Source organism: Mycobacterium gallinarum, from assembly GCF_010726765.1.
GTDB classification, from domain to species: Bacteria; Actinomycetota; Actinomycetes; order Mycobacteriales; family Mycobacteriaceae; genus Mycobacterium; species Mycobacterium gallinarum.
On sequence record NZ_AP022601.1, the window covers coordinates 3,948,400 to 3,972,376 of the forward strand.

The window sequence follows — 23,977 nt, forward strand, 5'->3', positions numbered from 1 at the left end:
ATCGACATGTCCGCCCCAAACACCGTGGTGAAGATCAACGCAATCGAGGTACCACCCGACGCCGGCCCTGAGCTGGAGAAGCGATTCGCGCACCGCGCGCACGCCGTCGACAACCAGCCCGGTTTCCTCGGGTTTCAGCTGCTGCGCCCGATCAAGGGCGAGGACCGCTACTTCGTGGTGACGCAGTGGGAGTCCGAAGAGGCATTTCAGGCGTGGGCGTCGGGCCCGGCCATCGAGGCACACAAGGGACAGGCCGCCAACCCCGTGGCCACCGGCGCTTCGCTGCTGGAGTTCGAGGTTGTCCTGGACGTTGCTGGCAGCAAGTAGAGCGCGCCGCGCGACGGGTCGGCTGTCGGCCGTCGCGCTGGTCGTCACGCTGGCATGCGGCTGTACCAACAGCTCGGCGCCGGTCCCCGCGGCCGACGCGACCTATGGCGTGCCCATCGAGGTCAACACCCCCCAGGGTCTGCGCGCCAAACAGACCATCGACATGCTCAACTCCGAGTGGCCCATCGGCACGGTCGGGGTGCGCACACTGGCTGCCCCTGAACAGGTCAACGGGGTGACATCGGCCATGGGCAACCTGTGGTTGGACCGCCCGATCACCGTCGCGGGGATCGACATCGGCGCTGGGCAGGCAACCCTGCACGTGCTGACGTCATACGGTGTCGCACAAGACATTTCGCTACGCACCAATGATGCAGGACTCGTCGACCGGTTCGAGGTGTCACTCGAAGAACCCCAGATCAACACGTGGCAGGACATCGACACCGAACTGTCGAAGACGGGCGCGCGGTATTCCTACCAGGTCTCGAAGGTCGTCCCAGACGGGACGGTCGGGAGATGCACGACGGTCGCAGGCACGAACGTCGATCTCTCGCTACCGCTGGCGTCGATCTTCAAACTGTATGTCCTGCTTGCGGTTGCGGAAGCCGTCACGGCGGGCACGGTCGAATGGACCGACCCGCTCACCATCACCAAAGAGGCCAAGGCCGTCGGATCCGCAGGGCTTCAGGAGCTCGCACCCGGTGCGCAGGTGTCGGTGCGCAAGGCCGCGCAGGAGATGATCTCGGCGAGTGACAACATGGCGACCGACCTGCTGATCGCGCGCCTCGGCCCCGGTGCTGTCGAGCGCGCGCTCGTCACCGCGGGTCATCACGACCCGGCGAGCATGACACCGTTTCCGACCATGCACGAGCTGTTCTCGATCGGCTGGGGTCAGCCCGACCTTCGCGAGCAATGGAAGCAGGCCTCTCCGCAGGTCCGCGCGCAGCTGCTCGAGCAGACGAATTCCCGCCCGTTCCAACCAGACCCAGTCCGTACCGGCACTCCGGCATCCGAATACGGCGCCGAATGGTACGGCAGCGCCGCCGACATCTGCCGCGTACATGCCGCTCTGCAGACCGCCGCGGTCGGTGAAGCCGCCCCGGTACGGGAGATCCTCTCCGCTGTTCCCGGGATTTCGCTGGACGAGTCGAAGTGGCCCTATATCGGCGCCAAAGGCGGAAACCTGCCCGGCGATCTGACATTCAGCTGGTACGCCGTCGACCGCACCGGCCAGCCCTGGGTGGTCAGCTTCCAGATGAACTGGCCCCGCTTTCGCAGTCAGACCGCCGCGGGCTGGCTGTTGTCGGTCGCGCACAAGACTTTCGACCTGGTCCCGATGAACTAGTTGTTCGACCGCAGGTTCCACGCGTGTCCGCGGAAGTGCAGGACCGTCCGGCTCGCCGGTGCAATGTCGATGCGCCAGAACGACTTCGGCGGCGCGTCCAGAGCGATCACGATGGCTGCGCGGATCACGGATGGATGCGTGACCGCGACCAGCCGGGCCCGATCGGCCGTCAGTGAGTCCATCCAGCCCTTGACGCGGTCGATCAGGTCGACGACGGACTCGCCACCGTGCGGCGCGCGTGTCGGGTCCGTCAGCCAAATCGCGAGATCCGCCGCATCGACCCGGCCGAGGACGTCACCACGCCAGCGCCCGCAGTCCAGATCCGCCAGCCGGGTGTCGATGCCCGCCTGCAGGCCAAGCAATTCCGCGGTCTGCCGCGTCCGCTTCTCGGGTCCGCAGTAGGCCCGCTCGGAGACGCCGAGTTCGATCGAGGAGTCGACCTGGCGATGACCGACAGCGTTCAATGGCTCGTCGGTGGCGAACCGCCCGGCTGCCATCGCATCGGTCATGGCGTGCGATACGAGGGTCAGCCGGACGACCTCGCTCACACCGAAACGGTGTCCCGTCGCTTGTCGCCGAGCAGCTTCGCCGCCATCGTACCGAAGACCAAACCGATCGTCAGGTAGATGACCAGCTGGTTCCCCAGCGAGAACAACCGGAAGTCGTAGAGCAGGTCGGCGGGGAAGCCTTCATAGACGATGTTGCCCGCGTCGTCGAGCAGCGGTCCGGGGGTCTCGTCGATGGTCGGCAGCACGAGCATCACGATCGCGGACGCCGCGATGTACGAACCGGCGGCCGCCAACGTCGCGTTCCAGGCACCGAGCTTCTCGTTGAGCCGTCGGCCCAGGTATACCGCCGCGACCAGGAGCGCCGCGGACAGCACCACCATCAGCAGGTACAGCAGCGTGCGCTGACGAAGCGTCTCGTCGAGGCTGAGCGCGGGCGGGCTCGGCGGGTATTTCAGCGCGGGCACGATGAAGACGCTCAGCAACATGCCACCCGCGACGTACAGCGACAACAGCCGCGCCGAGATGTTGCCGACCCGGCCGTAGGCGACCGCGAACACGACGGCGAACAAGGCACCGATGGCGACGCTGTAGAGCAGCACTCCCAGTCCCATCCCGATGTTCATCTGCACGGCGCGGGTAAAGCCTTCGAATCCGCCGTCGCCGCCGCCATGGTCATGTCCGCCCGCGGCGCCGCTGAGCGCCTCGTGGGCGGCACCGATGCCGTCCTCGTACCCGATGGCCCGGTCGATCACCGGCTCGATGAAGATCCGGGCGAAGATGAACGACAGCACTCCCGCGGCGGCGCCGGCCAGCAAGCCACGCCAAATGATCTGCTTTTCCATTGTGTGTGGGCTCCTCTGCGCGTCAGTGGCAGGGGAAGCCGAGCAGATGTCGCGCGTCGTGCACGAATTCGTGAACCATGGTGTTGTTTCCGAACACCGATGTGGCGCCCTGGTCCATCCCGATGAAGTAGATGGCCAGCAGCGCGAAAAATGCCGTGAGGGTCAGCCAGACTGCCGCCTTGGTGGCGGAGAAGTCGAGGGGCGTCGCAATACTCTTGCGGGCCTCAGGAGATGTCATGTCAGGTCCTTCCCGGGATTTCGCGTCCCAGCTTCCGCACGGCGAGCCGTGCATGTACAAAAGGTGTTGACGACGGACGTCGGGTCTGACTTCACAGTGGCGCGACCGTTCTGGATTCTCACCAGATTCCTTCGCCCGTCGATTACATCAGCATCCTAAGCAAACGGTCCAGCGTTCGGACGTCCGGTCATCCATTCGCAACACAAAGGCCCCGAAACCGCATGGTTTCGGGGCCTTCGTGTCGTTGGCGTTTACTCGACGCTCGTCGCGCCCGCGGCGCCGGCCTGAGCCAGGTCCGGGGTCTCCTCGACCTTCGCCGGCTTCTTGATGCCCTTGAAGGTGAAGACCGCGTCCTCGCCCGCGCCTTCGCCGTCCCAGTTGTCGACGTCGACCATGACGAGCTGGCCGGGACCAACCTCCTCGAAGAGGATCTTCTCGGACAGCTGGTCCTCGATCTCGCGCTGAATTGTTCGGCGCAGCGGCCGCGCGCCGAGCACGGGATCGAACCCGCGCTTGGCCAGCAGCGACTTCGCCTTGTCCGACAGCTCCATGGCCATGTCCTTGCCCTTGAGCTGCTTTTCCACCCGGCCGATCATCAGGTCGACCATCTGGATGATCTCGTCGCGAGTCAACTGGTGGAAGACGATGATGTCGTCGATGCGGTTGAGGAACTCCGGGCGGAAGTGCTTCTTCAGCTCGTCGTTGACCTTCTGCTTCATCCGCTCGTAGTTGTTCTCGCCGCCACCCTGGGTGAAGCCGAGCCCGACGGCCTTGCTGATGTCGGACGTGCCGAGGTTCGAGGTGAAGATCAGCACGGTGTTCTTGAAGTCCACCGTGCGACCCTGACCGTCGGTGAGACGGCCGTCCTCGAGGACCTGCAGGAGGCTGTTGTAGATCTCCTGGTGGGCCTTCTCGATCTCGTCGAACAGCACGACGCTGAACGGCTTGCGGCGCACCTTCTCGGTGAGCTGGCCGCCCTCCTCGTAGCCGACATACCCCGGGGGCGCACCGAACAGCCGCGACGCGGTGAACCGGTCGTGGAACTCACCCATGTCGATCTGGATGAGCGCGTCGTCGTCGCCGAACAGGAAGTTGGCCAGCGCCTTGGACAGCTCGGTCTTACCCACACCGGACGGGCCGGCGAAGATGAACGAGCCCGACGGCCGCTTGGGATCCTTCAGACCCGCGCGGGTACGCCGGATCGCCTTGGAGACAGCCTTGACGGCGTCCTCCTGGCCGATGATCCGCTTGTGCAGCTCCTCTTCCATGCGCAGCAGCCGAGTGGTCTCCTCCTCGGTCAGCTTGAACACGGGGATGCCGGTCCAGTTGCCGAGCACCTCGGCGATCTGCTCGTCGTCGACCTCGGCGACGACATCGAGATCACCTGAGCGCCACTGCTTTTCACGCTCAGCACGCTGTGCGACGAGCTGCTTCTCCTTGTCGCGCAGGCTGGCGGCCTTCTCGAAGTCCTGCGCGTCGATCGCGGACTCCTTCTCGCGACGCGCGTCGGCGATCTTCTCGTCGAACTCGCGAAGGTCCGGCGGAGCGGTCATCCGGCGGATGCGCATGCGCGCGCCTGCCTCGTCGATCAGGTCGATCGCCTTGTCCGGCAGGAACCGGTCGTTGATGTAGCGGTCGGCCAGGGTGGCCGCGGCCACGATCGCGGGGTCGGTGATCGAAACCCGGTGGTGCGCCTCATAGCGATCGCGCAGTCCCTTGAGGATCTCGATGGTGTGCTCGACCGTCGGCTCGCCCACCTGGACCGGCTGGAAGCGGCGCTCCAGGGCGGCGTCCTTCTCGATGTACTTGCGGTACTCGTCGAGGGTGGTGGCGCCGATGGTCTGCAGCTCGCCGCGGGCCAGTTTCGGCTTCAGGATCGATGCGGCGTCGATGGCGCCCTCGGCGGCACCCGCACCCACGAGCGTGTGCAGCTCGTCGATGAACAGGATGATGTCGCCGCGGGTGTTGATCTCCTTGAGCACCTTCTTGAGGCGTTCCTCGAAATCACCGCGGTAGCGGCTGCCTGCGACCAGCGAGCCCAGGTCAAGCGTGTAGAGCTGCTTGTCCTTCAGCGTCTCGGGAACCTCGCCGTGCACGATGGCCTGCGCCAGCCCCTCGACGACGGCGGTCTTGCCGACGCCGGGCTCGCCGATCAACACCGGGTTGTTCTTGGTGCGGCGGCTCAGCACCTGCATGACCCGCTCGATTTCCTTCTCACGGCCGATGACCGGATCGAGCTTGCCTTCCATTGCGGCGGCGGTGAGGTTGCGGCCGAACTGGTCGAGCACCAGCGACGTCGACGGGTTGCCCGCCTCGCCGCCGCGGCCGCCGGTACCGGCTTCCGCGGTCTCCTTGCCCTGGTATCCGCTCAGCAGCTGGATCACCTGCTGGCGTACCCGGGTCAGCTCGGCGCCGAGTTTCACCAGCACCTGGGCGGCGACGCCTTCGCCCTCGCGAATCAGCCCGAGCAGGATGTGCTCGGTGCCGATGTAGTTGTGACCGAGCTGCAACGCCTCGCGCAGCGACAGTTCCAGCACCTTCTTGGCGCGGGGAGTGAACGGAATGTGGCCGGACGGCGCCTGCTGGCCCTGGCCGATGATCTCCTCGACCTGGCTGCGCACGCCCTCGAGCGAAATCCCCAGCGACTCCAGCGACTTGGCGGCTACGCCTTCCCCCTCATGAATGAGCCCAAGGAGGATGTGCTCGGTTCCGATGTAGTTGTGGTTGAGCATCCGGGCCTCTTCTTGAGCCAGGACGACGACCCTGCGGGCGCGGTCGGTGAATCTCTCGAACATCGGTGGTTACCTGCTCTCCATCAATAGACTCGGCGCTCTGCACTTGACGAAGTGCACCGCACCTGCCGTCCACTCTAATGGGCGGCGGACCAGCCCGCCCCGCCTCCCGGTCTGCTCTTAGCGGAACAGGGGCGCCGTCAGTGGGCGAGGCGGCTGATCCGTGGTGCCATTGGTGTCAACGTCCGGGCGGCGTGATTGTTTCCGCAGAACTCTCCTGCGGGGTTCGCGGCCAGCGAACGCGCGAGTATTCGGAGGCGCGAGTTATTTACGTTGCCGCATGGAACGCGTCGATGACGTCGGCTGGAATTCGCCCGCGAGTGGACACATTGTGTCCGTTGCGGCGGGCCCAGTCCCGAATCGCGGCGCTCTGCTCCCGGTCGATCGCCGCCCGGCCGCGGCCCGACCCTGCCGAACGTCCGCGGCGACGGCCGCCGACCCGGCGTCCGGCCTCGACCCATTGCTTGAGGTCATTGCGCAGCTTGGTGGCATTCTTCGAAGAAAGGTCGATCTCGTAGCTGACGCCGTCGAGCCCGAATTCAACTGTCTCATCAGCTCCGCCTTCGCCGTCGAAATCATCGACCAGCGTGACGGTCACTTTTTTCGCCATTTGCCCACTCTGCCCTTCTCGGGAGCAACCTTCATGAATTGATAAGTCTTGATCCCCCGACCCAATGTGCCATATTAAGACACCCCATTCAACAATGTCGGGGAAGGTCGGAAATCCGGCAAGTTCGGCTTAGATCACGTGCCTTGACGTCGAACTATCGGGAACAGAACTGTCTCCCGAATCGACAGTCCCGTCAAAGCCATCAACAATCGATCGATGCCCATTCCAGTGCCAGTCGAGGGTGGCATCGCGTACTCCAGGGCCGCGAGGAAATCCTCGTCGAGCGCCATTGCCTCGTCGTCACCGGCGGCGGCTGCACGCGCCTGAGCTTCGAACCTTTCGCGTTGGATAACCGGGTCGATGAGTTCGGAGTAGCCGGTCGCCAGCTCGATGCGCCGCACGTACAGGTCCCATTTCTCGGTGACTCCGTCGATGCTGCGATGCGCGCGCGTCAGCGGCGTCGTCTCTACGGGGAAGTCCCTCACGAAAGTGGGCGCCCACAGGGTGTTTCCTACGGTGTGTTCCCACAACTCCTCGACCAATTTTCCGTGGCCGTAACCACGGTCCCGTGGAATCTCGACATCGAGTCTGTCGGCGATGGCCCATAAGTTTTCGGCAGGTGTATCCGGAGTGATCTCTTCACCAAGTGCTTCCGAGAGCGACGGATACATTTGTATTGACGGCCATTCCCCGTCGAGATCGTAGACACTGCCATCAGGCAATGGGACCTTTCTGGTGCCGATCGCCTCGTCGGCGACCTCCTGAATTATCTCCCTGGTGACGACCGCGGAATCGTCGTACGTGCCGTACGCCTGATATGTCTCGAGCATTGCGAATTCCGGTGAATGCGTCCAATCCGCGCCTTCGTTTCGGAACACGCGATTCAACTCGAAGACCCGCTCGAATCCGCCCACGAGGCAACGCTTCAGGAAAAGCTCCGGTGCGATACGAAGGTAGAGATCCGCATCGAGCGCATTGGAGTGGGTCACGAACGGCCGGGCCGCCGCGCCGCCTGCCAGCGTCTGCAGCATCGGGGTCTCGACCTCGAGAAAACCGCGTCGTTCCAGCGCCGACCGCACCGCTCGGACTACGGCGACCCGCTGGCGTGCGATGGTGCGGGCCTCAGGGCGCACGATCAAATCCACATAGCGCTGCCGCACTCGCGACTCTTCGCTCATCTCTTTGTGCGCAACTGGAAGTGGACGCAATGCCTTGGAGACAATTTGCCAAGAATCGGCAAGCACGGATAGTTCTCCGCGCCGCGAGCTGATCACCTCGCCGTGCGCGAAGACAATGTCGCCCAGGTCGACGTCGGACTTCCACGCGTCCAGCAACTCCTGCCCGACCTTGTCGAGGCTGATCATGACCTGCAGTTGCGTGCCGTCGCCCTCTTGCAACGAGGCGAAACACAGCTTTCCGGAATTGCGGGCGAACATGACCCGGCCCGCGACGCCGACGACGAGGCCGGTCTCGGCGTTGGCCTCCAGGTCGGGATAGGTCTCGCGGATCTCGGCGAGCGTGTGGGTGCGGTGGACCTCGACCGGGTACGGCTCGCGCCCCTCGGCCAGCAGACGCTCCCGCTTGCCCTGGCGGATCCGGTACTGCTCAGGGATGTCGGCTTCGGGCGGATCAGGTGCGGTCACGACTGGCCAGCTTAAATCAACTCATGAGCGCGCCCATCAACGCAGCGGCCGTCGCGGCTCTGGCCCTGGAGCCACTGGACTGGCGGTTCAAGGGCCTGCCTGCGTCGTGGTGGGGTCGCACGCCCGCCGACGTGTGCGCAGCGTCACCTCGTCTGTTCGATGACAGTGGTGGGATCGCCGGCTCGGCCGGCAGTGCCGTCGGCCCGGTCTGTGTGCTGCTCGCGGACGCCCTTTCGGAGAACCTCGTCACGATGGCGCAGTGGTGCAGAAAGCGCGGGGTCGAGCTGGCGCCGCACGGGAAGACGCATATGTCCCCTCAGCTGCTGGCACGCCAGTTCGAGGCGGGTGCGTGCGCGGTCACGGCCGCCACCGTTAGCCAGGTCCGGATCTTCCGTGCGTTCGGCGTGCGCGATGTCGTGCTCGCCAATGAGTTGGTCGACGCGGCTGCGCTGCGATGGCTGGCCGCCGAACTCGACGCCGATGCCGACTTCGGTCTGGTGTGCTGGGTCGACTCGGTCCGCGGCGTGGAGCTGATGACCGCGGCGCTGACGGCGGCGGGCGCGGAACGGCCGGTGGATGTCTGCGTCGAGGTGGGCATGCCGGGCGGACGCACCGGGTGCCGAGTCGCGGACGGCGTCGACGCGGTGGCCCGTGCCGTCGCCGCATCCCCTCGGCTGCGGCTGATCGGCGTGGCCGGCTACGAGGCGGCACTCGGACATGACGTGACGCCCGCGGCGGTGGCGGCGGTCCGTTCGTATCTGGCCGACGTTCGCGCGGCGGTGCTGCGGCTGGCGCCGATCTTCGAAACCGATCGAATCCTGGCGACGGCGGGCGGCAGCACGTACTTCGACGCGGTCGCCGACGCGCTCACCGAATGGCCCGCCGATGTGAGCGTGCGCACGATCCTGCGTAGCGGGTGCTATCTGACGCACGACGACGGCCTGTACCGACGCACGTCTCCGCTGCGGGAGGGACTGCGACCGGCGCTGCGGGTGTGGTCGCAGGTGATGTCGCGGCCAGAACCGGACCTGGCGGTGCTGACGATGGGCCGCCGCGACGTGTCCTTCGACCAGGAGCTACCCGTGCCCTACGGTTTGACGACGGCACACGTGACCAAGCTCAACGACCAGCACGCGTACCTGCGACTCGGCGACGACGAGGTGGAGGTCGGCGACTGGGTGGAGTTCGGAATCAGCCATCCCTGCACGGTTTTCGACAAATGGCCGATGATCCCCGTGCTCGACGAGGGCGGTCGCGTCGTCGACCTGATCCGTACGTTCTTCTAAGCGGCTGGCTAGCGCGCCTGCTTGAGCCGGCCCCGCTGACTGTCGCGGTTACGCTCGAACACCAGGCGCAGTCCGTCGAGGGTCAGGTACTGGTCGTAATGCTCGACGGTGTGCAGATCGGGCAGCACCAGGGGTGCTCCGTGCCCGGTGGCCACCACGGTGACGTCGTCGCCGCCGAACCCGTCGACATCGGCGCGGATGCGATTGACCAATCCGTCCACCAGGCCCGCGAATCCGAACACCGCGCCGGCCTGCATGCACTCAACGGTGTTCTTCCCGACGACCGACCGCGGCCGGGTCAGCTCGACGCGCCGAAGCGCCGCCGAGCGTTCCGCCGCCGCATCGGATGACACCTGCACGCCGGGCGCGATGGCGCCGCCGAGGAACTCCCCCTTGGCCGAGACGACGTCCACGCAGATCGAGGAGCCGAAGTCGACGACGATCGACGCGGTGCCGTACTTGTGGAAGGCGGACAGGCAGTTGACGATACGGTCGGCACCGACCTCCTTGGGGTTGTCCACCAACAGCGGGACGCCGGTGCGCACACCCGGCTCGATGAGCACGTGCGGCACCGAGGGCCAGTACTGTTCGAGCATCAGGCGCACCTCGTGCAATACCGATGGCACCGTGGACAATCCGGCGGCGCCGGTGAGCTGCTCGGCGTCGTCGCCGATCAGTCCGTCGATCGTCAGCGCCAGCTCGTCGGCGGTCACCTCGGATTCGGTGCGTATCCGCCAGTGGTGCACCACTTTTGCATGATCGCCAGAACCCGACACCAGTCCGACGACGGTGTGGGTGTTGCGAACGTCGATAGCGAGCAGCACGATTTACCGCGGCGACATCAGCTCGGCCGCATCGGCCGGCACATAAGCGGCGTCATGACCGAGATCGATCTGCTTGTTGTCGGCGTCGACAAAGACCACCCGCGGCTGATAACGGCGCGCTTCGGCGTCCTCCATCGTGCCGTATGCGATCAGGATCACCAGATCGCCCGGATGCACCAGATGTGCTGCTGCGCCGTTGATCCCGATCACTCCGGTGCCGCGCTCACCCGTGATCGCATAGGTCACCAGACGTGCTCCGTTGTCGATGTCCACGATCGTCACCTGCTCGCCTTCGAGCAGGTCGGCGGCATCCATCAGGTCGGCGTCGATGGTAACCGAGCCGACGTAGTGCAGATCGGCTTGTGTCACGGTCGCCCGGTGGATCTTGGATTTCAGCATTGTTCGTAACATCAATTCCTCCAAGGTAATTCGTGTTCGTCGTACTCGACGCTCGGACCGGGGCCCGATGGCAGTCCGATGTCGATGGCAATGTTGTCCAGAAGTCGGGTTCGTCCGAGCCGGCCCGCGACCAGCATGCGTGCCATACCCACCGACGGTGCCGGCCCCATCATCGGGTCGCGCACCTCCAGGTAGTCCAGGTCGATGGCGGGCACCTCTTCGAGCACGGCGCGGGCCGCGTCCAGTGCGGCGGTCGCCCCCTCACCGGCCGCGTACATGCCGGCGAGCAGCGCCGACGAAAGTGCCCCTGCCTGTTCTCGTTCGACGTCGTCGAGGTAGCGGTTGCGAGACGACATCGCCAGACCGTCGGGTTCGCGAACGATCGGTACACCGACGATTTGTGTGCCGACGTCTAGGTCCATGGCCATCTGGCGGATCAGCGTCAGCTGCTGGTAGTCCTTCTCACCGAAGAAGGCACGGTCCGGGTGGACGATGTTGAGAAGTTTGAGTACGACGGTGAGCACACCGGCGAAATGTGTTGGTCGCGCTGCCCCTTCGAGTTCGGCGCCGAGCGGGCCCGGGTGAACGGTGGTGCGCATACCGTCGGGGTACATGTCTGCCGCCGTGGGCGTGAAGACGATGTCCACGCGTTCGTCGCGCAGCGCGGCGAGGTCGGTTTCGACGGTGCGCGGGTACGCGTCGAGGTCCTCATTCGCGCCGAACTGCAACGGGTTCACGAAGATCGACACCACCACGACCGCACCCTGGACTCGTTTGGCAGAGCGGATCAGCGTGAGGTGGCCCTCGTGCAGCGCGCCCATCGTCGGAACCAGCATGATCCTACGGCCGGTCGCTCGAAGTGCCCTGGTGACGTCTGAGACGTCCCGCGGCGATGAGTAGATGTTCAGTTCGCCCGCGTTGAATTGCGGCTTGGGGGTGGTGATCATCGGACATCTCCAAGCACGGCGAACACCTCGTCGGGGGCATGAGCACGCTGCGCGGTACGCAGCGAGTTCGCCCGATATGCCTGTGCGAGTTGAGGATCCACTTCTGTCAGCGCCTCCAGATGACCGGCGACCGCTTCGGCGTCACCACGCGCCACCGGGCCGGTCAGGGCGCCCTGGCCGCGCACCAGCGCGTTCTCCAGCGACGCGCGCGCCAGCGGACCGACGACCCGCTCGGCGATACCGCCGGGTGCCTCGCCGACGATCTCCTGCCCGAGCAGTTCCTGGCCCCACAATGCGGAGCGCAGCGCCTCGACCGCGTCGAGCACCACGGTGACAAGGTGATTGCTCGCATGCGCCAGCGCTGCGTGGTACAGCGTCCGGGCGTCTTCACGGATGCGGAACGGTTCGCCGCCGATCTCCAGCACCAGCGACTGGGCGATCGCGTAGCCGATCTCGTCGGCCGCGGTGACCCCGAAGCATGCCTCGGACAGGCGCGCGATGTCTTCGTCGCCTCCGGTGAACGTCATGGCCGGGTGAATGGCCAGCGGAATGCAATCCTGTGCGGTCAGCGGCGCCAGCACGCCGATCCCGTTGGCCCCCGACGTGTGCGCGACGATCGTGCCCGGACGTACCGCTCCCGTGGCCGCGAGCCCGGAGATCAGTCCCGGCAGTGCCGCGTCGGGCACCGCCAGCAGAAGGAGTTCGGCCCGGCCGGCGACCTCATCGACCGGCAGCACTGCGGTGTCAGGGAGCCGACGCTGCGCCCGCTCGCGTGACGCGTGCGATATGGCGCTGCACGCGACGACGACATGCTCGGCCCGCTCCAAGGCAACGCCGAGCGCAGTACCCACTCGACCAGCGGAAATGACGCCGATCGTGAGCCGCGCAGGGCGGAATCCGTCAGAGGGGGTCCCCATGAAGTCCATGAAGTCGACCTCGCTGAATGTAGAGAGTTCGTCGTTCCGGTCCTGCCATGCGGGTACCGGACGGTCAAGGAAGCCTAACTCACTCGTCGCGGCGCCGGCGACGGCCGCCCCCGGACGGGGTCGCTTGCAACCGCGCGAGCAGGTCGGCCACCGACTGTCCGCCGGTCGCTTCGTCGTCGGAGCTGCGGTGACGTCGCGACGTCGGCGGCTCGGGCTCGGCCTGGGGCGGCGGCTCAGAGGATTCGGCGGCCAGGGCCGGTGACGGCGCAGGCCTGCCGGGGTCGCCTGCCTCCGGCGGAGCCGAATGCTTGCCGCGCCGCGGCAACTCCGGCGGCGGAGTCGACATTGCGGGCTGCGAATGCGCAGCGTCGGGTGCGGGTGAACGCCGTCGGCCGACGTACTCGCCGGGGGCGCCGTCATCGGCGGGCTGTTGTTCCGCCGGAGGCGGCGTCGCGGTCGGCGGCGGGGGCGTCGGCGGCGGTGGAGGTGTCGGCGACACCCAGTTGCTGCCCGGTGTCCCTGGCGGACTCCACCGTCCCTCGGCAGGCGCGGGCCGCCATCCGGATACGGGCGTGGGTTCGGGGGCCGGCGGCGGTGGTGGCGGCGCCTGGACAGGCTCTGGCGGCTTCGGGGGCTCCTGTGCTGTCGGCCAAGTGAATTGGGTGGTGCGTTCGTTGTCCGTGGGCGGCGGCACCGGTGGCGTCGGCGCGTACCGGCGGCTCTCCCGGTCAGCTTCCGCACCCCGGCGATGCGCGCCACCCGGACTCGCGGGCGGCACCCATTCGTCCTCGGGGGGATGCGGTTCCTCCGGTACGTCGATGATCGGGCTCTCATCGGTGTGGAACTCGGCGTCGTCGCGATCCTCGGTGTCGATGCGGCTGGCGGTGACCCGGCCCGCGGTCTCGGGGGTGGGCGACCAGTCGAAGGACCGGGCGGTGGATCGGTCGTGTTCGAGCGCGGGCCGATGCGACAGGTCGGCGTCGAACAGGATCTCGAGGTTGGCGCGCAACGCGGCCAGTTCAGCCCGAAGACCCGCGACCTCGTCGGCGGCCTGCGCGCGAATTTCGGAGACCAGCTCGCGGCGCAGTTGCGTCTCCACCGAAAGCTCGTACTCTCGGCGCGCGGAGATCTCACGATCGAGCTGCAAGTCGTAGACGAGCTTGAGGTCACGGACCTTGGCCTGGTCGATATCGCTCTGTCTGCGGTAGATGACCGATACGAAGGCCGCCACCACCGCGGCCCAGAGCGCCAGAATGACGGCGAGTTTCAGCAACTCCACCCGATCGGTGAAGACGAGGGCCGAACTGGACCCAATCGCCAGCACCAGCAACACCGTCAGCAGCACCCAACCCGGTCGGCGCGTGCTGCGCCGAGGCCTGGCGCTGCGTGCCGGTTCGGTCATGGGGCGACTGTACCGCCACAGGTCACTCAGCGTGTCGACCTCTCCGGCGATTCGGCTGGTACGCCTCGAAACCGGTTACTCCGTTGCGCCGTCAGGGTTGTCGGGCGGTTCCGGCGGAGACTTGCAGCAATGCTGCAGCCACAGCGCGGCAGCCACCAGCGCCAGGGCACACACAGCGGCGACCACCGCGCCCGCGGTGTCCTCGCCCGCGACTCGCAAAGTCGAGCGCCGTGGCAACAGGTACGCGAGCACGCCCAGCCACCAGCCGAGCACCACCGCGCCCACCCACGCCGAGGCCTTGGCGATGGACACGGATCGGGCGACGGCAAGGGGATGAAGCCAACCGGGGCCGTCTCCGATGTGCCCCTCGTTGATCTTGGACCTCACGTACCAGGCCCAGCCCGCCTCCGCGGCCGCGACCAGCAGCAACGACACCCCGGACAGCAGGGTGATGGGCGGAAAGAACCGGTACAGCAGGAGCACGAGCAGGTAGGCCACCACCGCAGCAATCACGGTCGCGGCGGTGAGGTCGCGCTTGCGGGTGGGGCCCATCAGCTCAGCGCCGAGTCGGTCAACCGCACCCCGTCGCGGTCGGCGGGGTCGAGTTCGGTGATCAGTTTCTCGACGGACCGCCGTTCGCCCGCAACGGTCAGGACGGCTGCGGGATCGACGGCGAGCCACGGTACGAGCACAAACGCTCGCTCGTGCGCCAGCGGGTGCGGCAACGTCAGCTCGTCATCCGCCGACGTGATCTCGCGACCGCCGTCGCTACACATGACCAGGTCGACGTCGAGAGTGCGGGGGCCCCAACGTTCGTCGCGGATCCGGTCGGCGGCGCGTTCGAATTCCTGCGCGCGACGCAACCACGCGCGGGCGTCCAGGGCGGGATCGTCCGCGATCACCACCGCGTTGAGGAACGCTCCCTGTTCGACGCCGCCCCACGGATCGGTTTCGTACACCGGTGACACCGCGCGCACCGCGCCGTCGAGTCCGTCGACCACCGACTGCAGTCGCGCGAGCCTGTCACCCAGGTTCGACCCGATGGACAACACGACTGAGGTCACGGGTTGCCCCGCTCGCCGCGCCGCGACCGGCGGGCCACCACCGCCACATCGGCGAAGTCCAGCGGGATCGGTGCGGCCGGCTTGTGCACCACCACCTCGACGGCGTGCACCCGTTCGTCGGACATCACGCCATCGGCGATCTCTCCGGCGACGGTCTCGATCAGGTTGCGCGGCGGCCCGGCGACGATGTCGGCGGCGCGCTGCGCCAGCGCCCCGTAATCAAGGGTGTCGGCAAGATCGTCGCTCACCGCCGCGGCAGCGAGGTCCACCCAGACGGTGATGTCGACGACGAAGTCCTGGCCGTCGCGGCGCTCGTGCTCGAACACTCCGTGGTGACCACGAACGGTCAACCCGCGCAGCTCGATTCGATCAGCCATGCCAGGCCTCCAGCACCTTGACCGCGTCGACGGACGCCCGCACGTCGTGCACCCGCACCCCCCATGCGCCGTACAGGCCGGCAAGCGCGGAGATCACCGCCGTCGCGGTTTCCCTGCCGTCGGGTGGGCGTGGCACACCGTCCGGACCGGCGAGCAACGAGCCGAGGAAGCGCTTGCGGGATGCGCCGACCAGCACGGGCACCCCGGTGCCGACGAACTCGGGCAGCGCTCGCAGCAGCGCCCAATTGTGTTCTGCGGTCTTGGCGAAACCGAGTCCGGGATCGATGATCACGTTCGCGGGATCCACCCCTGCGGCCACCGCGGCGTCGACACTGGCCATCAGTTCGTCACGAACCTCGGCGACGACGTCGCCGTAGGCGGGCACGTCATGCGGTCGGGCAGACCCGACCGAGCGCCAATGCATCAGCACCCAGGGCACTTTCGCGTCGGCCAGCAGGGGGGCCATGGCAGGGTCGGCCCGGCCGCCGGACACGTCGTTGACGATCTGCGCGCCGTTCTCCAGCGCGGCCTGCGCCACCGCTGCATGCATCGTGTCGATACTGACGGTAAGACCTTGTCCGGCAAGCTCTTTGATCACAGGCACCACGCGCGCCGTTTCGACCTCCGGATCGATGCGGGTGGCCCCCGGCCGCGTCGACTCACCGCCGACGTCGACGATCGCTGCGCCTTCGGCCGCCAGTGCAAGACCGTGGGCGACGGCCCGGTCCCGGTCGAGGAACAACCCGCCGTCGGAGAAGGAGTCGTCGGTGACGTTCACGACCCCCATGACCCGCACCGGTGGATTCACTTCCGCAGGATGAGATCCAGTGCTTCGGACCTGGATGCGCTGTCGGTCTTGAACTGTCCGCGCACCGCCGACGTGGTGGTGATGGCGCCGGGCTTGCGGACGCCGCGCATCGCCATGCAGAGGTGCTCGGCCTCGACGACGACAATGGCTCCGCGAGGGCTCAGCTTGCGCATCAGCGCGTCGGCGATCTGCGCGGTCAACCGTTCCTGCACCTGCGGCCGCTTGGCGTAGAGATCAACCAGCCGTGCGATTTTCGACAGCCCGGTGACCCGACCGTCCTCGCCGGGAATGTAGCCCACGTGGGCCACGCCGTGAAACGACACCAGATGGTGCTCGCAGGTGGAGTACATCGGTATCTGTTTGACTATCACCAGTTCATCGTGTTGTTCGTCAAAGGTGGTGTCCAGCACCGTGTCCGGGTCAGTGTAGAGACCGGCGAACAACTCCTTGTATGCGCGCGCCACCCGGGCCGGCGTGTCTTCCAGACCGTGCCGATCAGGGTCTTCGCCCACCGCGATCAGCAACTCACGCACGGCAGCTTCCGCACGTGACTGGTCGAATTCAACCGGTTTGAATTTGACAGAGTTGTTGTGGGACTGCGTCATTGAAGCCTCCTATGAGCCCGTGGGCGCTCAGCCCTGCGGGTTATGCCTGCCGTTCTCCTGCCCCGACTCATCGTTGGGGTTCGGTTGGCTGCCCTGAGGGGGGTGGCCGGGCTGCGGGTAGGGCTGCTGATACGGCGGATAGGGGTTGTGCCAGCCGGACGGATTGGGTGGCGGCGGATACCAGTAACCATGCGGCTGCTGGTGCGGGTGCGGCTGCTGGTTCGGCGGCGGTTGGTTCGGCTGCGGTGGCCAGCCCGGAGCGTGCCATCCCGCAGGGGCGCCGTAGTCGGGTTGCGTTGGCGCGCCTGTTCCGTTGGCACCGTTGCCATTCGCGCCGTTGGTCCCCGCTTCGGCGAGTTTGGTGGCTTCGGCGGCCTGGCTCGCCTGAGCAATCGCGGTCTTGAACGCGGGCTCGGGCACCGGCTTCGGCCACGGCTCGCCGCGTTCGATCGCCAACTCGCCCGGCGTCTTGATGGGCGGCTTGTCGGAGGGGACACGGCCACCGAAGTCGTCGAACATGGTCAGGCGCGGGCGCTTCTTGACGTCCTCGAAGATGGCCTGCAGCTCGGCGCGGTGCAATGTCTCCTTCTCGAGCAGCTCGCCGGCGAGGATGTCGAGCACGTCACGGTACTCGGTGAGGATCTCCCACGCTTCGGTGTGTGCGGCCTCGATCAGCTTGCGCACCTCGTCGTCGATGATCTGCGCGACCTCGTGGCTGTAGTCGGCCTGGGTGCCCATGGTGCGACCGAGGAACGGGTCGCCGTGTTCGGTGCCGTAGCGGACGGCGCCGAGTTTGGAGCTCATGCCGTACTCGGTGACCATCGCACGGGCGATCTTGGTGGCCTGCTCGATGTCGGACACCGCGCCGGTGGTCGGCTCGCGGAACACCAGCTCCTCCGCGGCGCGGCCGCCCATCGCGAACACCAGTCGGGCGATCATCTCGGAGCGGGTCATCAGGCCCTTGTCGTCCTCGGGCACGGACATCGCGTGACCGCCGGTGCGGCCGCGCGCCAAGATGGTCACCTTGTAGATCGGGTCGATGTCGGGCATCGCCCACGCTGCCAGAGTGTGACCGCCCTCGTGGTAGGCGGTGATCTTCTTCTCGTGCTCGCTGATGATGCGGCTCTTGCGGCGGGGCCCGCCGACAACGCGGTCGACGGCCTCCTCGAGCGCGGGGCCGGTGATGACCGTGCCGTTCTCACGGGCGGTGAGCAGTGCGGCCTCGTTGATGACGTTGGCCAGGTCGGCGCCCGACATACCGACGGTGCGCTTCGCCAGCCCGTCCAGGTCGGCGTCCTCGGCGATCGGCTTGCCCTGCGAGTGCACCTTGAATACGGCGCGACGGCCGGCCAGGTCCGGATTGGACACCGGGATCTGGCGGTCGAAACGGCCGGGACGCAACAGCGCAGGGTCCAGGATGTCGGGCCGGTTGGTGGCCGCGATCAGGATGACGCCCTGACGCTCGCCGAACCCGTCCATCTCGACGAGCAACTGGTTCAGCGTCTGTTCGCGTTCGTCGTGGCCACCGCCGAGACCCGCGCCGCGCTGGCGTCCGACGGCGTCGATCTCGTCGACGAAGATGATGCACGGGCTGTTCTGTTTGGCCTGCTCGAACAGATCACGCACGCGAGACGCGCCGACCCCGACGAACATTTCGACGAAGTCCGAACCTGAAATCGTGAAGAAGGGAACCCCGGCCTCGCCAGCCACCGCGCGCGCAAGCAGCGTCTTACCGGTGCCCGGTGGGCCGTAGAGCAGCACGCCCTTGGGGATCTTGGCGCCGAGGGCCTGGTACCGCGTCGGGTTCTGCAGGAAGTCCTTGATTTCGTAGAGCTCCTCGACGGCCTCGTCGACACCCGCCACGTCGGCGAAGGTGGTCTTGGGCATGTCCTTGGACAGCTGCTTGGCCTTCGACTTGCCGAAGCCGAACCCCATCCGGCCGCCGCTCTGCATGCGGGAGAACATCACGAACAGGCCGACGAGCAGCAGCAGCGGCAGCAGGTAGATCAGTAGCGAGCCGAGCATGCTGCCCTGGTTCACGACCGTGTTGATCTTGGCGTTCTTGGCGCTCAACGCGTCGAACAACTGCACCCCGTAACCGGTGGGGTACTTCGTGATGATCTTGTCGCTGTTCTCGGTGTCGTTGTTCCCGCTCTTCAGCTCCAGCCGAAGCTGCTGCTCACGGTCGTCGATCTGCGCGCTCTTGACGTTGTCACTGCTGATCTGAGACATCGCCACCGAGGTGTCGACGGGCTTGTAGCCGCGAGTGTCGTCACTGAAGTAGTAGAACGACCAACCCAGCAACAGCACCACCGCAATCACGGTGAGCGTGCGGATCACATTCTTGCGATTCATACGTGAGTCCGGTTCATCAAACGTCCGTCGTCGACTTCCTCTAAGCGCAGTCAGAAACCACAAGGCTACCGCTAGACCAACGAACCAAGGTTCCCGCCGGTGTGCTTGGCTGAGGCCGTGCTCACGTCGGCCGAACGGATCGTCGAGATCAACGGGGTGGCGCTTCGCGTCATCGAAGCCGGCGAGCGCGGTGCGCCATTGGTCGTACTGGCTCACGGGTTCCCTGAGCTGGCGTATTCGTGGCGGCATCAGATCCCTGCCCTCGCGCAAGCCGGCTACCACGTGCTGGCACCCGATCAGCGGGGCTACGGAGGCTCGACCAGGCCCGACGCCGTCGAGGACTACGACATCCACGCGCTGACCGGCGACCTGGTCGCCCTGCTGGACTCGGAAGCTGGCGGAGGCGTCGAGCGGGCGGCGTTCATCGGCCACGACTGGGGCGCCATGGTCGTCTGGCACACCGCACTGCTGCATCCCACCCGCGTCGCCGCGGTCGCCGGGCTCAGCGTGCCACCCATCCCCCGCGCCCGGTCCCGCCCGACGCAGCGCTGGCGCGAGAAGTTCGGCGAGGACTTCTACATGCTGCGCGTCCAGGAGCCCGGAGTCGCCGACGCCGAGATGGCGGCCGACGTGGCCGCCACCATGCGGGGAATGTTCGCCGGACTGATCTCCGGGGACGACGCTGCGCTGCCCGACTGGATCAGCGCCGGTGAGTTCGAGCACTACGTAACCGAGTTCAGCCGGACCGGGTTCACCGGCGCGCTGAACTGGTACCGCAATTACGACCGCAACTGGGAGACGACTGCGCAGCTGGCCGGCGCGCAGACCACCGCGCCCGCGTTGTTCGTCGGCGGTACGGCCGATCCGGTCGGCCCGACCATGAACCCCGCGCGCGCCCGTGAGGTCGTCGCCGGGCCGTACACCGAGGAGTGGATCGAGGGTGCCGGGCATTGGGTTCAGCAGGAGCGGCCCGACGACATCAACCGAATCCTGTTGGCGTTCCTGCATGAAGTCGGCGAGCCCTAGGGACGCGGAGCCTGACGGTAGGGTGCCTCTCATGCCGATCGCCGCGAGCGCGAAATTGCCCACCCGACTGCTCGTCCTCGCCGCGGCGGGACTCGTTGTGACACTGGCTGGTTGCGACGCGCAGTCAGGCCCGATCGCCGCGCCGACCGCGGATTCTGAGGTCCGCCAGGTCACCGTCGCGGGGTCCGGCGAAGTCAAGGGCACGCCGGACACCTTGAACGTCAACGCGTCGATCGAAGCCATCGCACCCGACGTCACCGGTGCGATGAACCAGACCAGCGATCGTCAGCAGGCGGTGATCAACGCATTGGTCGACGCGGGGGTCGACCGCAACGACATCAGCACCAGTCAGGTGAGCCTGCAACCACAGTTCGCACCGACCACCGACAGCACCACCATCTCCGGTTACCGGGCGAGCAACACGATCGACGTCAAGATCCGCCAACTCGACGCCGCATCCCAGGCGCTGGCTTTGATCGTCAGCACCGGCGGCAACGCCACCCGGATCAACTCGGTGAACTACTCCATCGACGACGATTCCCAACTGATCCGCGACGCCCGCAGCCGAGCTTTCAATGACGCCAAGGACCGGGCCGAGCAATACGCGCAACTGTCCGGCCTCACCCTGGGCAACGTGATCTCGATTTCGGAGGTCGCGGGCACTGCGCCCCCGGTCCCCATGCCGCGCAACGGCGCCGAGATGGCCATGGCCGCACCCGTTCCGGTCGAGCCGGGTCAGCAGACTGTCGGGTTCAGCGTGACGGTGATCTGGGAGCTCACCTGACCCGCACGAGCTCGCCTAACCCGCAGGAGCTCGCCTAACCCGCAGGAGCGATGTCGACCGGAATCCCGTTCAACACCGCGGTGCCGGACAGCGGGTCGAGCTGGTTGCCCGCGTTGAGCTGATTCACGTTGACGCCGGGGTCGCGGGACGCGACTTTCAGGCCGGTGCCGCCGCGGTCGTGACCCCACCCGTGCGGCAACGACACCACACCGCGCCGCATACCGTCGGTGAGCTCGATCGGAGCCAGCAGTTCACCACCGGGACCCTTCACCACCGCGGTGTCGGTGAGGCCGAGTTCGGCGGCATCGTCGGGATGGATCCGCAGTGTGCACCGATTGCTGCCGCCCGCGAGCGCGGGCACGTTGTGCATCCAGCTGTTGTTGGATCGCAGATGCCGTCGTCCGATGAGCACGAACCGGTCGGCGCGGCGGTCGAGCGCCTCGCGCAGCCGCACCGCCTCCTCGACGAGCAGTGGCGGCGCGAGTTCGATTCTCCCCGTTGGCGTTCGCAGCACCTGGGTCAGACGCGGCTGCAGCGGTCCCAGGTCGATACCGTGCGGGTTCGCCTTGAGCCGCGGAAGCGTCAGACCGTCTGGGTTGGCGCCGAACGCGTCGCCGTAGGCCCCGAGCCGCAGCATCATGTCGAGGCGGCGCTCGTATCCCGGTCCTGGCGCCAGCATCGCGGTCAGTTCAGCCACATCGCGACCGGCGACCGGTGAGGTCGGATCGGCGGTCTCCTTGGCCAATGTCGTTGCGATGACCTGTTCGTCGACGACGCCGGGATCGCCGTCGACGCCTGCGCCGAACAGCGCGAGGGCGATCCGCGACAGGATCTCGGGCTCGTCGGGTCGACCATCGGCGGGCAGCACGGGCGGTGAGTAGCGCGCGTTGTTGCGGACCGCGAGGTTGTTGAGCGCGAAGTCGAAATGAGCGGTCTGCGACGGCGGCGGTGGCGGCAGGATGACGTCGGCATGGCCTGTCGTCTCGTTGAGGTACGGATCGATGCTCACCATGAAGCCGACGCCGGCCAGCGCGCGGTCGAGGCGATCGCCGTCGGGGGCCGACAGCACCGGGTTGCCCGCGATCGTGATCATCGCCTTGATCTGTCCGTCGCCGGGGGTGTCGATCTCCTCGGCGAGCGCCGCGGCCGGGAACTCGGACAGCGCCTCGGGATAGCCCGACACCCGGCTGTGCCAGCGGCCGATCGCGAAACCGCGGCCGGCCTTCTGCGGGCGCGGCGCGGGCGCGGTCGGACCCAGCGGGAACATCGCCCCGCCGGGACGGTCCAGGTTGCCCGTCAGGACGTTGATGACGTCGACCAGCCAGCTGCCGAGCGTTCCGAATTCGACAGTGGACGTGCCGATACGGCCGTAGACGGCGGCGGTCGGGGCGGCCGCGAGTTCGCGGGCCAGCGCGCGGATCTCGTCCGCGGTGACACCGCAGTATTCGGCGACGGTGTCCGGCGCGAAATCGGCCGCCACGGCGCAGACATCGTCGATGCCGTCGACATGGTCGGCCACCGTGCCGAGATCGACCAGGCCCTCGTCGAACAGCACGTGCACGACGGCGAGCATCAATGCCGGGTCGGTACCGGGGCGGGGCGCGATGTGGTGATCGGCGAGTTCGGCGGTCCGCGTGCGGGCGGGATCGATGACGACGAGCTTGCCGCCACGCTTGCGCAGCGCACGCAACTTTCCGGGGAAATCGGCGGCGGTGGCCAGACTGCCGTTGGACACAAGGGGATTCGCGCCGATGACGACGAGGTAGTCGGTGCGGTCGAGATCGGGAACAGTGAACGCGACCGGGCTGCCGAACATCAGACCGAGGGCGACGTGCTTGGGCATCTGGTCCAGCGTGCTGGCGGAGAACACCTGGCGGGTGCCGAGCGCGCGGATGATCAGCGGCGGGTACAGCGAGCCCGCGATCGTGTGCGCGCTGGGGTTACCGAGGTACACCCCGACCGACGTGCCGCCATGCTCACCGATGACCGCGCTGAGTCCGTCGGCGACCGCGGCGAACGCTTCGTCCCAGGTGGCTTCGGTCAACACGCCGTCGCGCCGGACCAGTGGCCGCACCAAGCGGTCGGGGTCGTTGTCGAGTTCGGCGAAGCTCGCACCTTTGGGGCAGATGAAGCCGTGGCTGAAGACGTCCTCACGGTCACCGCGGGCGCCGACGAGCTTGCCGTCGTCGATCGTGAGAGTCAGGCCGCAGGTGGCCTCACACAAGGGGCAGATCCGAAGGGCTGTCTCGGTCATGCCGATCATCTTGCGCCGACTACAGGTTTTCGTACACCTTGGGGTCCAGCGTGCCGATGTAGGGCAGGTCACGGTAGCGCTCGGCATAGTCGAGGCCGTACCCCACGACGAATTCGTTGGGGATGTCGAAGCCGACGTAGGCGATGTCGACGTCGGCGCGCACGGCGTCGGGCTTGCGCATCAGCGTGCACACCCGCAGCGAACGCGGATGGCGGGTCGCGAGGTTGCGCAGCAGCCAGGACAGTGTCAGACCGGAGTCCACGATGTCCTCGACGATAAGCACGTCGCGGTCGTTGATGTCGCGGTCGAGGTCCTTGAGGATCCGCACCACACCCGACGAGGACGTCGACGACCCGTAGGAACTGACGGCCATGAATTCGAGCTGGGTGGGCAGCGGAATCGCCCTGGCCAGGTCGGTGACGAAGAAGACCGCGCCTTTGAGCACGGTGATGAGCAGAAGATCCTGACCGTTCTCGGCAAGGGTGTCGCGGTAGTCATCGCCGAGTTGCCCGCCGAGCTCAGCGACCTTCGCCTGAATCTCCTCCGACGAGAGCAGCACCGACTTGATGTCGCCCGGGTATGACTCGGTGGTTTCCGGCACGTGCACAGCGTGC

The 23,977-nt window shown here is 66.8% G+C and carries 24 protein-coding genes; 5 read left to right on the forward strand and 19 right to left on the reverse strand.

The window, feature by feature from the left end; genetic code table 11:
• The first annotated feature begins 6 nt into the window (after nt 1-6).
• Together mhuD and G6N42_RS19410 are read left to right on the forward strand one after the other, a co-directional pair.
• The gene (gene mhuD, locus G6N42_RS19405; RefSeq protein WP_163731576.1) at nt 7-327 is read left to right on the forward strand and encodes a mycobilin-forming heme oxygenase MhuD; all 321 of its coding nucleotides are present in this window, start codon (nt 7-9) and stop codon (nt 325-327) included.
• Nucleotides 299-1,672: a serine hydrolase gene (locus G6N42_RS19410; protein ID WP_163731580.1), complete on the forward strand. Its 1,374-nt coding sequence runs from the start codon at nt 299-301 to the stop codon at nt 1,670-1,672. Before mhuD ends, G6N42_RS19410 begins: the two co-directional genes overlap by 29 nt.
• On the opposite strand, the gene G6N42_RS19415 is transcribed toward G6N42_RS19410, so the two are convergent.
• From G6N42_RS19415 to lysS, 6 genes are all read right to left on the reverse strand, one after another.
• Entirely contained in the window at nt 1,669-2,220 is a 552-nt protein-coding gene (locus G6N42_RS19415) for a histidine phosphatase family protein (protein ID WP_163731583.1), read from the reverse strand. The genes G6N42_RS19410 and G6N42_RS19415 overlap by 4 nt on opposite strands.
• Nucleotides 2,217-3,023: a CbtA family protein gene (locus tag G6N42_RS19420; protein ID WP_163731586.1), complete on the reverse strand. Its 807-nt coding sequence runs from the start codon at nt 3,021-3,023 to the stop codon at nt 2,217-2,219. Before G6N42_RS19420 ends, G6N42_RS19415 begins: the two co-directional genes overlap by 4 nt.
• A gap of 22 nt (nt 3,024-3,045) precedes the next feature.
• The gene (locus G6N42_RS19425) at nt 3,046-3,261 is read right to left on the reverse strand and encodes a CbtB domain-containing protein (RefSeq protein WP_163731589.1); all 216 of its coding nucleotides are present in this window, start codon (nt 3,259-3,261) and stop codon (nt 3,046-3,048) included.
• A gap of 251 nt (nt 3,262-3,512) precedes the next feature.
• Nucleotides 3,513-6,056 carry an ATP-dependent protease ATP-binding subunit ClpC gene (gene clpC1 / locus G6N42_RS19430; RefSeq protein ID WP_163731591.1) on the reverse strand — a complete coding sequence of 848 codons (2,544 nt, stop codon included), beginning with the start codon at nt 6,054-6,056 and terminating at the stop codon, nt 3,513-3,515.
• A 265-nt stretch (nt 6,057-6,321) separates the two neighbouring features.
• Nucleotides 6,322-6,663, reverse strand: a complete 342-nt coding sequence (gene lsr2, locus G6N42_RS19435) for a histone-like nucleoid-structuring protein Lsr2 (protein WP_083126208.1) — start codon at nt 6,661-6,663, stop codon at nt 6,322-6,324.
• A gap of 134 nt (nt 6,664-6,797) precedes the next feature.
• Nucleotides 6,798-8,306: a lysine--tRNA ligase gene (lysS, locus tag G6N42_RS19440; protein WP_163731594.1), complete on the reverse strand. Its 1,509-nt coding sequence runs from the start codon at nt 8,304-8,306 to the stop codon at nt 6,798-6,800.
• Nucleotides 8,307-8,329: 23 nt separating this feature from the next.
• Between lysS and G6N42_RS19445 the strand changes: the two genes are divergently transcribed.
• Entirely contained in the window at nt 8,330-9,592 is a 1,263-nt protein-coding gene (locus G6N42_RS19445) for an alanine racemase (protein ID WP_163731596.1), read from the forward strand.
• An 8-nt stretch (nt 9,593-9,600) separates the two neighbouring features.
• On the opposite strand, the gene G6N42_RS19450 is transcribed toward G6N42_RS19445, so the two are convergent.
• From G6N42_RS19450 to ftsH, 11 genes are all read right to left on the reverse strand, one after another.
• On the reverse strand, nt 9,601-10,416 hold the full coding sequence (locus tag G6N42_RS19450) for a type III pantothenate kinase (RefSeq protein ID WP_163731599.1): 816 nt from the start codon (nt 10,414-10,416) through the stop codon (nt 9,601-9,603).
• 3 nt (nt 10,417-10,419) lie between these two features.
• A complete protein-coding gene (gene panD / locus G6N42_RS19455; protein ID WP_163731602.1) occupies nt 10,420-10,827 on the reverse strand; it encodes an aspartate 1-decarboxylase in 408 nt (135 codons plus the stop codon).
• A complete protein-coding gene (gene panC / locus G6N42_RS19460) occupies nt 10,827-11,762 on the reverse strand; it encodes a pantoate--beta-alanine ligase (protein ID WP_410506635.1) in 936 nt (311 codons plus the stop codon). Before panC ends, panD begins: the two co-directional genes overlap by 1 nt.
• Nucleotides 11,759-12,679 carry a Rossmann-like and DUF2520 domain-containing protein gene (locus G6N42_RS19465; protein ID WP_163737824.1) on the reverse strand — a complete coding sequence of 307 codons (921 nt, stop codon included), beginning with the start codon at nt 12,677-12,679 and terminating at the stop codon, nt 11,759-11,761. The genes panC and G6N42_RS19465 overlap by 4 nt, the downstream gene beginning before the upstream one ends.
• Before the next feature lie 88 nt (nt 12,680-12,767).
• Entirely contained in the window at nt 12,768-14,090 is a 1,323-nt protein-coding gene (locus G6N42_RS19470; RefSeq protein ID WP_163731605.1) for a DUF6779 domain-containing protein, read from the reverse strand.
• Between the two features lie 75 nt (nt 14,091-14,165).
• Nucleotides 14,166-14,642 (reverse strand): DUF3180 domain-containing protein, encoded by a 477-nt coding sequence (locus G6N42_RS19475; protein ID WP_163731608.1) that lies wholly within the window; start codon nt 14,640-14,642, stop codon nt 14,166-14,168.
• A complete protein-coding gene (gene folK, locus G6N42_RS19480; RefSeq protein ID WP_163731611.1) occupies nt 14,642-15,154 on the reverse strand; it encodes a 2-amino-4-hydroxy-6-hydroxymethyldihydropteridine diphosphokinase in 513 nt (170 codons plus the stop codon). Before folK ends, G6N42_RS19475 begins: the two co-directional genes overlap by 1 nt.
• Nucleotides 15,151-15,531 (reverse strand): dihydroneopterin aldolase, encoded by a 381-nt coding sequence (gene folB, locus G6N42_RS19485; RefSeq protein WP_163731614.1) that lies wholly within the window; start codon nt 15,529-15,531, stop codon nt 15,151-15,153. The genes folK and folB overlap by 4 nt, the downstream gene beginning before the upstream one ends.
• The gene (folP, locus tag G6N42_RS19490; protein ID WP_163731616.1) at nt 15,524-16,339 is read right to left on the reverse strand and encodes a dihydropteroate synthase; all 816 of its coding nucleotides are present in this window, start codon (nt 16,337-16,339) and stop codon (nt 15,524-15,526) included. Before folP ends, folB begins: the two co-directional genes overlap by 8 nt.
• The gene (gene folE, locus G6N42_RS19495) at nt 16,336-16,944 is read right to left on the reverse strand and encodes a GTP cyclohydrolase I FolE (protein ID WP_163731619.1); all 609 of its coding nucleotides are present in this window, start codon (nt 16,942-16,944) and stop codon (nt 16,336-16,338) included. The genes folP and folE overlap by 4 nt, the downstream gene beginning before the upstream one ends.
• 27 nt (nt 16,945-16,971) lie before the next feature.
• Nucleotides 16,972-19,299 carry an ATP-dependent zinc metalloprotease FtsH gene (gene ftsH, locus G6N42_RS19500; RefSeq protein WP_163731622.1) on the reverse strand — a complete coding sequence of 776 codons (2,328 nt, stop codon included), beginning with the start codon at nt 19,297-19,299 and terminating at the stop codon, nt 16,972-16,974.
• Between the two features lie 117 nt (nt 19,300-19,416).
• On the opposite strand from ftsH, the gene G6N42_RS19505 reads away from it, so the two are divergent.
• Complete coding sequence (locus G6N42_RS19505; protein ID WP_174262277.1) at nt 19,417-20,325, forward strand: alpha/beta fold hydrolase; 909 nt, start codon at nt 19,417-19,419, stop codon at nt 20,323-20,325.
• Nucleotides 20,326-20,356: 31 nt separating this feature from the next.
• Nucleotides 20,357-21,109: an SIMPL domain-containing protein gene (locus tag G6N42_RS19510; protein WP_163731628.1), complete on the forward strand. Its 753-nt coding sequence runs from the start codon at nt 20,357-20,359 to the stop codon at nt 21,107-21,109.
• Between the two features lie 34 nt (nt 21,110-21,143).
• On the opposite strand, the gene G6N42_RS19515 is transcribed toward G6N42_RS19510, so the two are convergent.
• Nucleotides 21,144-23,363: a molybdopterin-dependent oxidoreductase gene (locus tag G6N42_RS19515; protein ID WP_163731631.1), complete on the reverse strand. Its 2,220-nt coding sequence runs from the start codon at nt 23,361-23,363 to the stop codon at nt 21,144-21,146.
• Nucleotides 23,364-23,382: 19 nt separating this feature from the next.
• Nucleotides 23,383-23,970, reverse strand: a complete 588-nt coding sequence (gene hpt, locus G6N42_RS19520) for a hypoxanthine phosphoribosyltransferase (RefSeq protein WP_163731634.1) — start codon at nt 23,968-23,970, stop codon at nt 23,383-23,385.
• Between the last annotated feature and the right edge of the window lie 7 nt (nt 23,971-23,977).